Here is a 10,690-nt window from a genome sequence, read left to right on the forward strand (position 1 = left end):
TGCGCGTGTACGTGCCCACCACGTTGAACGACCTGGCGGTGGCGCACCCCGAGGGGGTCCTGGAGCAGAGCGTCGCGTACGCGGTGACTCCGGCGCTGCGCGAGTGGTACGTCAGCGACGACCTGGAGGAACTGGAGTACGCGGCGCTCAACCGCGCCGCGCTGTCCTCCGTCCGGCTGCTGGCCGCCGACCCGAAGGCGCCGCGCCGACGCGTGGTGGTCGCCGTCGAGGTCTCCGACTCCGCGGTGACGCCGTTCCCCGGGGACGAGTACCAGGACCAGGCCTCACTGGGCCGCGTGGTGCTGGCCGGCCCGATCCGGCTGGCCAAGGCCGCGTCCGTGCACGCCGACGACGCGGACCCGGACGTGGCGGCCGACGTGGCGGCCGCGGCCGAGGCGATCGTGGCCGCGGACCAGGGCGACCAGGACGCGCAGTTCACGGTGGACGGGGCGGACGACCACGAGCTGCTCTGGTTCGCGACGCAGGAGATCCCCGGTCTGATCGCCTGATCTTCGAGAGCTCACCGCAGGACCCCGTCACGGCCACCCGGCCGGGGCGGGGTCCTCGCGTTTGCCGGGGCCGTACGGGAGGAGCGCCTCCGCCGATCGTTGCGTTTGCAAGAAGATGCGTCTGCAATTATTGTCGAAGCTCGTAAGGCGCATTCGCAATCGCATGGAGGTCGGCATCATGCCGCTCGCGCTCCTCGCCCTGGCCATCGGGGCGTTCGGCATCGGAACCACCGAGTTCGTGATCATGGGCCTGCTGCCCGAGGTCGCCTCGGACTTCGGGGTGACGATCCCCACCGCAGGCCTGCTGGTCACGGGCTACGCGATCGGCGTGGTCGTCGGCGCGCCGCTGATGACCGTGCTCGGCACCCGGATCAGTCGCAAGCGGATGCTGATGCTGCTGATGGTCCTGTTCACCGTCGGGAACCTGCTCTCGGCCGTCGCGCCGAGCTTTGGGGCGATGCTCGCCGGGCGGATCGTCGCCTCGCTCGCCCACGGCGCGTTCTTCGGCATCGGGTCGGTGGTGGCGGCCGAGCTGGTCGCACCCGAGAAGAAGGCCGGGGCGATCGCCACCATGTTCACCGGCCTGACCGTGGCCAACATCGTCGGCGTCCCGCTCGGCACCTTCGTCGGCCAGAGCGTCGGCTGGCGGGCCACCTTCGCGATCGTCGCCGTGCTCGGCGTGGTCGGACTGCTGGGCATCGCCCGGCTGGTGCCGGACCTGCCCCGGCCGGAGGGCGCGCACCTGCGCCGCGAGCTGGCCGCGTTCCGCAACGTGCAGGTGGTGCTGGCGATGGCGATGACCGTCCTCGGCTTCGGCGGCGTGTTCGCCGCGATCACCTACATCGCGCCGATGATGACCGAGGTCGCGGGCTTCTCGGACGGCGCGGTGACCTGGCTGCTGGTGCTGCTCGGCGTCGGCATGTTCCTCGGCAACCTGCTGGGCGGCCGGTTCGCCGACCGCCGGCTGATGCCGATGCTGTTCACCACCCTCGGCGGACTGGCCGTCGCGCTCGCGCTGTTCACCGTCACCGCCCACAACGAGATCACCGCCGCGGTCACCCTGCTGGTGATCGGCGCCCTCGGCTTCGCCACCGTGCCGCCGCTCCAGAAGCGGGTCCTCGACCAGGCGCACGGCGCGCCGACGCTGGCCTCGGCCGTCAACATCGGAGCATTCAACCTGGGCAACGCGCTCGCCGCGTGGCTCGGCGGCGCCGTCATCGCGGCCGGCCTCGGCTGGACCGCACCCAACTGGGTGGGCGCGGCGCTGGCCGGAGCCGCCCTGCTGCTGGCCTTCGTCTCGGCCGCCCTGGAGCGCCGCGACGCGGCGGCCCCCGCAGCGGTCCGCGCCCCGGCCCTGAACCACTGAACCACCGTCACTCCCCGTACCGGAGACGCACCATGAGCACCACCGCCACCACCGCCCCGCTGTCCACCGCCGACGCCGAGACCCTGGTCGCCGCCGCCCGCGCCGCCGCCGAGGCGGCCGGGGTCGCGGTCAGCGTCACCGTCCTCGACGCGGGCGGCCACCTGCTGGCCTTCCGCCGCGACGACCGGGCCGTGCTGATCTCCGGCGAGACCAGCACCCGCAAGGCGTACACCGCGCTCCAGCTGAACGCCCCGACCGCGGACCTGGTCGAGCTGGTCAAGCCGGACGGCCCGTTCCACTCGCTGCCGACCGCACTGGACCGGCCACTGCTGTTCATCGCCGGCGGCCTCCCGGTGCAGCGCGACGGCCGGCCGGTCGGCGCCGTCGGCGTCGGCGGCGGCGCCCCCGAGCAGGACCACGCGTTCGCCGCCGCCGCGCTGCGGGAGCTCGCCCGATGAGCGCCCGCACCCCGCAGGAGGTGTTCGCCGAACACGGCCGGCGCCTCGCCACCGGCGACCTCGACCTGATCGCCGGGAGCTACACCGAGGACGCGGTGCTCCTGACGCCCGACGGCGTCCGCACCGGCCGCGACGGCGTCAAGCAGGTCATCGGCCGGCTGCTCGCCGAACTGCCCGACGCCGAGTGGCAGCTCACCCCGCTGTTCGCCGAGGACGTGCTGTTCCTCCGCTGGGGCGCCGCCACCGCCACCCGGCAGGTGACCGACGGAGTCGACACCTTCGTCTTCCGGGACGGCCTGATCCGCGCCCAGACCCTCACCTGCACCCTCACCGAAAAGGCTTGATTCCCATGACCGCCCCCACCGTCCCCACCGTCACCCTCAACAACGGCGTCGAGATGCCGCAGCTCGGCTTCGGCGTCTTCCAGGTCCCGGACGAGGAGACCACCGCCGCCGTCGCCGCCGCCCTGGAGTCCGGTTACCGCAGCATCGACACCGCCGCGATCTACGGCAACGAGCGCGGCGTCGGCAAGGCGCTGGCCGCGTCCGGGCTGCCCCGCGAGGAGCTGTTCGTCACCACCAAGCTGTGGAATGCCGACCAGGGCTACGACGCGACGCTGCGGGCCTTCGACGCCAGCCTCGACAAGCTCGGCCTGGAGACCGTCGACCTGTACCTGATCCACTGGCCGACCCCGGCCCGTGACCTGTACCTCGACTCCTGGCGGGCCGTCGAGCGCCTCGCCGCCGACGGCCGGATCCGCGCCGCGGGCGTCTCCAACTTCCAGCCCGCGCACCTGACCCGGCTGATCGAGAACGGCGGCCTCGTCCCCGCCGTCAACCAGGTCGAGCTGCACCCGGGCCTCCAGCAGTCCGAGCTGCGGGCCTTCCACGCCGCGCACGGCATCGCCACCGAGGCCTGGAGCCCGCTCGCCCAGGGCGCCGTCCTGAACGACCCGGCGATCACCGCGATCGCCGAGCGCACCGGCAAGTCCGCCGCCCAGGCGGTGCTGCGCTGGCACCTCCAGCTCGGCAACCTGGTGATCCCGAAGTCCGTCACCCCGGCCCGGATCCGCCAGAACCTCGACGTCTTCGACTTCACCCTCACCGACGACGAGATGGCCGCCATCGCCGCCACCGACCGCGGCCTGCGCACCGGCCCGGACCCGGACGAGTTCAACGCCGCCTGATCCGCCCCGCGGCCGGGGCCCGGAATTCCCGAACGGGGTTCCGGGCCCCGGCCGTACCCTTGGCGGGTGCGTACACACATAGTCTGGGACTGGAACGGCACCCTGCTGTCGGACATGCCGGCCGTGCTGGGGGCCAGCAACGCGGCGCTCTCGCTGGTCGGCGTCGCGCCGATGACGCTGGACGAGTACCGGGCGCAGTACGAGATCCCGATCCCGAACTTCTACCACCGGCTGCTGGGGCGGATGCCCAGCCGGGACGAGTGGCTGGAGCTGGACGACGCGTTCCACCTCAAGTACACGGAGCTGTTCCCGGGCTGCGGGCTGACGCCGGGCGCCGAGGAGCTGCTGACCGGGTGGACGGCGGGCGGGCGCAGCCAGTCGCTGCTGTCGATGTACGAGCACGAGCAGCTGGTGCCGGTGGTGGACGGCTTCGGGCTGACCAGGCACTTCGTGCGGGTGGACGGCCGGCGCGGAGCGTCCGGCGGGCGCAAGGCGCAGGAGCTGGCGGGCCACCTGGCGGCGCTGGGCGACGGCATCGACCGGCAGCGCACCGTGCTGATCGGGGACGCGGCGGACGACGCGCAGGCGGCGCTGTCGCAGGGCATCAAGTCGGTGCTGTGGACGGGCGGCTCGCACACCCGGGAGAAGCTGGTGCACGTGGGAGTGCCGGTGGTGGACTCGCTGGCGGAGGCCGTCGCGGTGGCGGAGGAGCTGGCCCGCTAGGCGTGTCACAGCTCGTCAACACGGGCGGGTGCGTTCACCCTGGGAGGGGAAGTACCCGCACCACCGTACGGAGCAGTTGAACAGCATGCCGATCGACGCGGTCACCACCGTCCCCACGCCCGTCAACGAGCCGCCGCTGGCGTACGCGCCGGGCAGCCCCGAGCGGGCCCGGCTGCTGCGGCGGGCGGACGACCTGGCGGGGCAGCACACCGCGCTGCCGATGACCGTCGGCGGCGAGCAGCGGCTCGGCGGCGGGGAGCGGATCGAGGTGGTGCAGCCGCACCATCACGCCGCGAAGCTCGGCGTGATGGGCAACGCGACCGCCGCCGACGTGCGGGACGCGGTGGACGCGGCGCTGGCGACGGGGCCGGAGTGGCGGGGGCTGTCGTTCGACGACCGGGCGGCGGTGTTCCTGCGGGCCGCCGACCTGCTGGCCGGGCCGTGGCGCGGGACGCTGGTCGCCGCCACCGTGCTGGGGCAGTCGAAGACCGTGCAGCAGGCCGAGCTCGACATCTGCGAACTGGTCGACTTCTGGCGGTTCAACGTGCACTTCGCCCGGCAGATCCTGGCCGAGCAGCCGATCTCCGCGCCGGGGGTGTGGAACCGCGCCGACCACCGCCCGCTGGAGGGCTTCGTCTGCGCGATCACCCCGTTCAACTTCACCGCGGTGGCCGGCAACCTGCCGACCGCGCCCGCGCTGATGGGCAACACCGTGGTGTGGAAGCCCGCGCCGACCCAGACGCCGGCCGCGCACTTCCTGATGCGGCTGCTGGAGGCGGCCGGCCTGCCGCCCGGCGTGGTCAACCTGGTCACCGGCGACGGGCAGGCGGTGACCGAGGTGGCGCTGCGGGACCCGGCGCTGGCCGGGCTGCACTTCACCGGCTCCACCGCCACCTTCCAGCACCTGTGGCAGGAGATCGGCCGGAACATCGGCCGCTACCGCGGCTACCCGCGGATCGTCGGCGAGACCGGCGGCAAGGACTTCCTGATCGCCCACCCCTCGGCCGACCCGGCGGTGCTGCGCACCGCGATGCTGCGCGGCGCGTTCGAGTACCAGGGCCAGAAGTGCTCGGCGCTGTCCCGGGCGTACCTGCCGCGCAGCCTGTGGCGGCGGATCAAGGACGACTTCCTCGGCGAGGTGGACGCGCTGACCGTCGGCGACGTCACCGACCTGAGCAACTTCATGGGCGCGCTGATCGACGCCCGCGCCTTCGCCCGCAACCGGGACGCCCTCGCCCGGGCCACGGCCGACCCGCAGGTGCAGCTGCTGGCGGGCGGCCAGCTGGACGACGCCATCGGGTGGTTCGTCCGGCCGACCGTGCTGCTCGGCGGCGACCGGCGCGGCGAGATCTTCTCCACCGAGTACTTCGGGCCGATCCTGGCCGTCCAGGTGTACGAGGACAGCCGCTGGGAGGACGCGCTGGACCGGGTCGACGAGGCCGCCCCGTACGGGTTGACCGGCTCGGTGATCGCGCAGGACCGGCGGGCCATCGCGCGGGCCGTGGACCGGCTGCGGTTCACCGCCGGAAATCTGTACGTCAACGACAAGCCGACCGGAGCGGTGGTCGGGCAGCAGCCGTTCGGCGGCGGCCGGGCCTCCGGCACCAACGACAAGGCGGGCGCGGCGCAGAACCTGCTGCGCTGGACGTCCACCAGGTCGATCAAGGAGACGTTCACCCCGCCGACCGACTACGTCCACCCGTACATGGAGTGGTCACCCGAGTGACGTACACGGTGCTCGGAGGGCTTTGGACAAGGTGTCCAGGAAGGAACGATCTTCCTGCGGGTTTGCGCCTTCGTGTCCCCTGACACCCTGGTTGCGCCACGTTAGGCTGGCTGGCGTCGCCGGTTTCGGTCACGCAGGCCAAACGACTTGTCGTACCCGGGCGGAACGCGACTCATGCGTGCCATGAGCGCTTTTCCGTCCAGTGCGTGCGGGAGGATTGCGGACGGGGCCCGGCGGTGCACCCACCAGTCATCACCGAGTCACGCAACGGCGCGCGACAGGAGCCAAACAGCCATGCAGACCAAGCTGGACGCAGCCAAGGCCGAACTGCTCAAGAAGGCAGCAGCAGCCGCTGAGAACAGCCAGGTGGGGGGAGCGGCGCCCGGGGAGGGGCTGAGCAACGGCGCTCTGGCCGCCTACCTGCACCACTACTACCTCCACACGGCCCCCGAGGACCTGATCGGCCGGGACCCGGTGGACGTCTACGGTGCCGCGGCCTCCCACTACCGGCTGGGCCTCAAGCGGCCCCAGGGCACCGCCGAGGTCCGGGTCTCCACCCCGACCGTGGAGGAGAACGGCTGGTCCTGCGGCCACACCGTGGTCGAGGTCGTCACCGACGACATGTCGTTCCTGGTCGACTCGGTCACCAACGAGCTGACCCGCCTGAACCGCGCCATCCACCTGGTCGTGCACCCGCAGCTGGCGGTGCGCCGCGACCTCACCGGCAAGCTGCTGGAGATCCTCGACATCGACGCGTGCAACCGCGCGCGGGCCGCCGGCGCCGAGTGGCCCGCGGACGCCGTGGTCGAGTCCTGGATGCACATCGAGATCGACCGCGAGACCGCCCGCGAGGACCTGCGCGACATCGAGGCGGGCCTGCGCCGCGTGCTGGGCGACGTCCGCGAGGTCGTCGAGGACTGGTCGAAGATGCGCGACTCCGCGCTCCGACTGGCCGACGAACTCGCCGAGCAGCCCCCCGCGCACCTGCCCGAGCAGGAGGTCGGCGAGGCCTGGGAGCTGATGCGCTGGCTGGCCGACGACCACTTCACCTTCCTCGGCTACCGCGAGTACGACCTGGTCGAGCACGAGGGCGAGGAGGTGCTCAAGGCGGTCGCCGGCACCGGCCTGGGCATCCTGCGCTCCGACCCGCTCAGCCACGACACCGACCACCACCCGGTGTCCGAGGCCTTCGGCCGGCTCTCCGCCCCGGTCCGCGCCAAGGCGCACGAGAAGAAGCTGCTGATCCTCACCAAGGCCAACAGCCGCGCCACCGTGCACCGCCCCGCGTACCTCGACTACGTCGGCGTGAAGAAGTTCAACGCGGCCGGCGAGCCGACCGGCGAGCGCCGCTTCCTCGGCCTGTTCTCCTCCGCCGCCTACACCGAGTCGGTCACCCGGATCCCGGTGGTGCGCCGCAAGGTGCAGGAGGTCATGGAGGGCGCCAGCTTCTCCGGCGACAGCCACGACGGCCGCGACCTGCTCCAGATCATGGAGACCTTCCCGCGCGACGAGATGTTCCAGACCGCGGCCGCCGAGCTGCAGTCCGTCGCCACCAGCGTGCTGTACCTGCAGGAGCGCCGCCGGCTGCGGCTGTTCCTCCGCCAGGACGAGTACGGCCGGTACTTCTCGGCCTACGTGTACCTGCCGCGCGACCGCTACACCACCCGCATCCGGCTCGCCCTGATGAGCATCCTCAAGGAGGAGCTGGACGGCGACACCATCGACTACACGGTGTACGCCACCGAGTCGGTGCTGACCCGCCTGCACTTCATGGTCCGGGTCGCCCCCGGCACCGAGCTGCCGCAGCTGTCCGACGCCGACATCGAGCGGATCGAGAACCGGCTCGCCGACGCCGCCCGGTTCTGGATGGACGGCTTCAACGACCAGCTGCAGACCGAGTTCGGCGAGGAGAAGGCCGCCGAGCTGGGCCACAAGTACGCCACCGCCTTCCCCGACGGCTACCGCGCCGACTTCCCGCCGCGCACCGCCGTCGCCGACCTCAAGCAGATCGAGTCGCTGGCCGGCGAGGGCGACTTCCGCCTGAACCTGTACCAGCCGGTCGGCGCCGGCGACGACGAGCGCCGCTTCAAGATCTACCGGGTGGGCGGCCCGATCTCGCTCACCGAGGTCCTGCCGGTCCTGCAACGGCTGGGCGTCGAGGTGCTCGACGAGCACCCGTACGCGCTGCGCCGCACCGACGGCACCACCGCGTGGGTGGTCGACTTCGGCCTGCGGCTGCGCGAGGGCACCGAGCTCACCGACGAGGACCGCGAGCGCTTCCAGGACACCTTCGCGGCGACCTGGCGCGGCCAGGCCGAGAACGACGGCTTCAACGAGCTGGTCCTCACCGCCAAGCTGACCTGGCGCCAGGCCGTGGTGCTGCGCGCGTACGCCAAGTACCTGCGGCAGGCGGGCTCCACGTTCTCCCAGGACTACATGGAGGACGCGCTCAACAACAACACCCACACCACCCGGCTGCTGGTCAACCTGTTCGAGGCCCGGCTGTCGCCGAGCCACCGCTCCGGCGGCGACGAGCTGACCGACGCCATCCTGGAAGAGCTGGCCGGCGCCCTCGACGAGGTCGTGTCGCTGGACGAGGACCGCATCCTGCGCTCCTTCCTGCACCTGATCAAGGCCACCCTGCGGACCAACTTCTTCCAGCACGACGCCGAGGGCGACTGGCACTCGTACGTGTCGATGAAGTTCGACCCCAAGGCCATCCCGGACCTGCCCGCGCCGCGGCCCGCCTTCGAGATCTGGGTGTACTCGCCCCGGGTCGAGGGCGTCCACCTGCGCTTCGGCAAGGTCGCCCGCGGCGGTCTGCGCTGGTCCGACCGGCGTGAGGACTTCCGCACCGAGATCCTCGGCCTGGTCAAGGCCCAGATGGTCAAGAACACCGTCATCGTGCCGGTCGGCGCCAAGGGCGGCTTCGTCGCCAAGCAGCTGCCGGACCCGGCGGTCGACCGCGACGCGTGGCTCGCCGAGGGCATCGCCTCGTACAAGACCTTCATCTCGGCGCTGCTCGACATCACCGACAACCTGGTCGCGGGCGAGGTCGTGCACCCCGTCGACGTGGTCCGCCACGACGAGGACGACACCTACCTGGTGGTCGCCGCCGACAAGGGCACCGCGACGTTCTCCGACATCGCCAACGGCGTGGCCGAGTCGTACGGCTTCTGGCTGGGCGACGCGTTCGCCTCCGGCGGCTCGGCCGGCTACGACCACAAGGGCATGGGCATCACCGCCCGCGGCGCCTGGGAGTCCGTCAAGCGCAACTTCCGCGAGCTCGGCGTCGACACCCAGTCCGAGGACTTCACCGTCATCGGCATCGGCGACATGTCCGGCGACGTGTTCGGCAACGGCATGCTGCTGTCCGAGCACATCCGCCTGGTCGCCGCGTTCGACCACCGGCACATCTTCCTCGACCCGAACCCGGACGCGGCCGCCTCGCACGCCGAGCGCCGCCGCCTGTTCGACCTGCCGCGCAGCTCCTGGGACGACTACGACAAGTCGCTGATCTCGGCCGGCGGCGGCGTCTTCCCGCGCTCCGCCAAGTCGATCGCGCTGTCCGCCCAGGTCCGCGAGCGGCTCGGCATCGAGGCCGCCAAGCTCACCCCCGCCGAGCTGATGAAGGCCATCCTGCAGGCCCCCGTGGACCTGTTCTGGAACGGCGGCATCGGCACCTACGTCAAGGCCTCCACCGAGACCAACGCGGAGGTCGGCGACAAGGCCAACGACTCGATCCGGGTCAACGGCAGCGACATCCGCGCCCGGGTGGTCGGCGAGGGCGGCAACCTCGGCTGCACCCAGCTCGGCCGGATCGAGTACGCCTCGCAGGGCGGCCCGCAGTCCAGCGGCGGCTGGATCAACACCGACGCCATCGACAACTCGGCCGGCGTGGACACCTCGGACCACGAGGTGAACATCAAGATCCTGCTCAACCAGGTGGTCGCCGACGGCGACATGACGGTCAAGCAGCGCAACGCCCTGCTCGCCGAGATGACCGACGAGGTCGGCCGCCTGGTGCTGCGCAACAACTACGCGCAGAACGTGGTGCTGGCCAACGCCGTCGCGCAGGCCGCCAGCATGGTCAACGTGCACTCGCGCATGATCAACCGGCTGGAGTCCAACGGCCAGCTCGACCGGGCGCTGGAGTTCCTGCCCACCGAGAAGCAGATCCGGGAGCGCCAGCAGGCCGGCCGCGGGCTGTCCCAGCCCGAGCTGTCGGTGCTGCTCGCCTACACCAAGATCACCCTGGCGGACGAGCTCCTCGCCACCGACCTGCCCGACGACCCGTACTTCCGGGACGTGCTGCACCAGTACTTCCCGTCCGCGCTGCGGGCCCGGTTCGCCGAGCAGATCGACAACCACCCGCTGCGCCGCGAGATCGTCACCACCCTGATCGTCAACGACACGATCAACCGCGGTGGCTGCACCTTCGCGTTCCGGCTCCGCGAGGAGACCGGCGCGACGATGGAGGAGATCGCCCGCACCCACGCCGCGGCCCGCGCGGTGTTCGGCCTGGAACAGCTCTGGGACCGGGTCGAGGGCCTCGACAACCAGGTCGGCGCCAAGATCCAGACCACCATGCGGCTGCACGCCCGCCGCCTGGTCGAGCGCGCCACCCGCTGGATGCTGGGCAACCGCCGCCAGCCGCTCGACATCGCCGGCACCATCGAGTTCTTCCACGACCGGGTCAACCAGGTCTGGGACTCGCTGCCC

8 protein-coding genes are annotated in these 10,690 nt (G+C 71.7%); all 8 read left to right on the plus strand.

What is annotated here, in order from left to right; genetic code table 11:
• A partial coding sequence (locus tag IEZ12_RS20160; protein ID WP_189273325.1) for a DUF6912 family protein occupies positions 1–509 on the plus strand: 509 nt, incomplete at its 5' end.
• A gap of 178 nt (positions 510–687) precedes the next feature.
• Complete coding sequence (locus tag IEZ12_RS20165) at positions 688–1,875, plus strand: MFS transporter (protein ID WP_043916414.1); 1,188 nt, start codon at positions 688–690, stop codon at positions 1,873–1,875.
• A gap of 32 nt (positions 1,876–1,907) precedes the next feature.
• Positions 1,908–2,333 (plus strand): GlcG/HbpS family heme-binding protein, encoded by a 426-nt coding sequence (locus IEZ12_RS20170; protein WP_189273327.1) that lies wholly within the window; start codon positions 1,908–1,910, stop codon positions 2,331–2,333.
• Positions 2,330–2,677, plus strand: coding sequence for a nuclear transport factor 2 family protein (locus tag IEZ12_RS20175; RefSeq protein WP_189273329.1), 348 nt, complete (start codon positions 2,330–2,332; stop codon positions 2,675–2,677). The genes IEZ12_RS20170 and IEZ12_RS20175 overlap by 4 nt, the downstream gene beginning before the upstream one ends.
• A gap of 5 nt (positions 2,678–2,682) precedes the next feature.
• Positions 2,683–3,519 (plus strand): aldo/keto reductase, encoded by an 837-nt coding sequence (locus IEZ12_RS20180; RefSeq protein ID WP_189273330.1) that lies wholly within the window; start codon positions 2,683–2,685, stop codon positions 3,517–3,519.
• A 66-nt stretch (positions 3,520–3,585) separates the two neighbouring features.
• Positions 3,586–4,242, plus strand: a complete 657-nt coding sequence (locus IEZ12_RS20185; RefSeq protein WP_189273332.1) for an HAD family hydrolase — start codon at positions 3,586–3,588, stop codon at positions 4,240–4,242.
• A 91-nt stretch (positions 4,243–4,333) separates the two neighbouring features.
• Positions 4,334–5,968: an L-glutamate gamma-semialdehyde dehydrogenase gene (gene pruA, locus IEZ12_RS20190; RefSeq protein ID WP_189273488.1), complete on the plus strand. Its 1,635-nt coding sequence runs from the start codon at positions 4,334–4,336 to the stop codon at positions 5,966–5,968.
• 294 nt (positions 5,969–6,262) lie between these two features.
• Positions 6,263–10,690 (plus strand): NAD-glutamate dehydrogenase (locus IEZ12_RS20195; protein ID WP_229847718.1); only part of this gene is annotated, 4,428 nt, incomplete at its 3' end.

Source organism: Kitasatospora griseola (genome assembly GCF_014648555.1).
Classification (GTDB): domain Bacteria; phylum Actinomycetota; class Actinomycetes; order Streptomycetales; family Streptomycetaceae; genus Kitasatospora; species Kitasatospora griseola.

What these genes read in the sequence shown, in the direction of transcription:
- IEZ12_RS20165 (WP_043916414.1), top strand. Translation starts at nt 688, where the DNA reads ATGCCGCTCGCGCTCCTCGCCCTGGCCATCGGGGCGTTCGGCATCGGA.
- IEZ12_RS20170 (WP_189273327.1), top strand. Translation starts at nt 1,908, where the DNA reads ATGAGCACCACCGCCACCACCGCCCCGCTGTCCACCGCCGACGCCGAG.
- IEZ12_RS20175 (WP_189273329.1), top strand. Translation starts at nt 2,330, where the DNA reads ATGAGCGCCCGCACCCCGCAGGAGGTGTTCGCCGAACACGGCCGGCGC.
- IEZ12_RS20180 (WP_189273330.1), top strand. Translation starts at nt 2,683, where the DNA reads ATGACCGCCCCCACCGTCCCCACCGTCACCCTCAACAACGGCGTCGAG.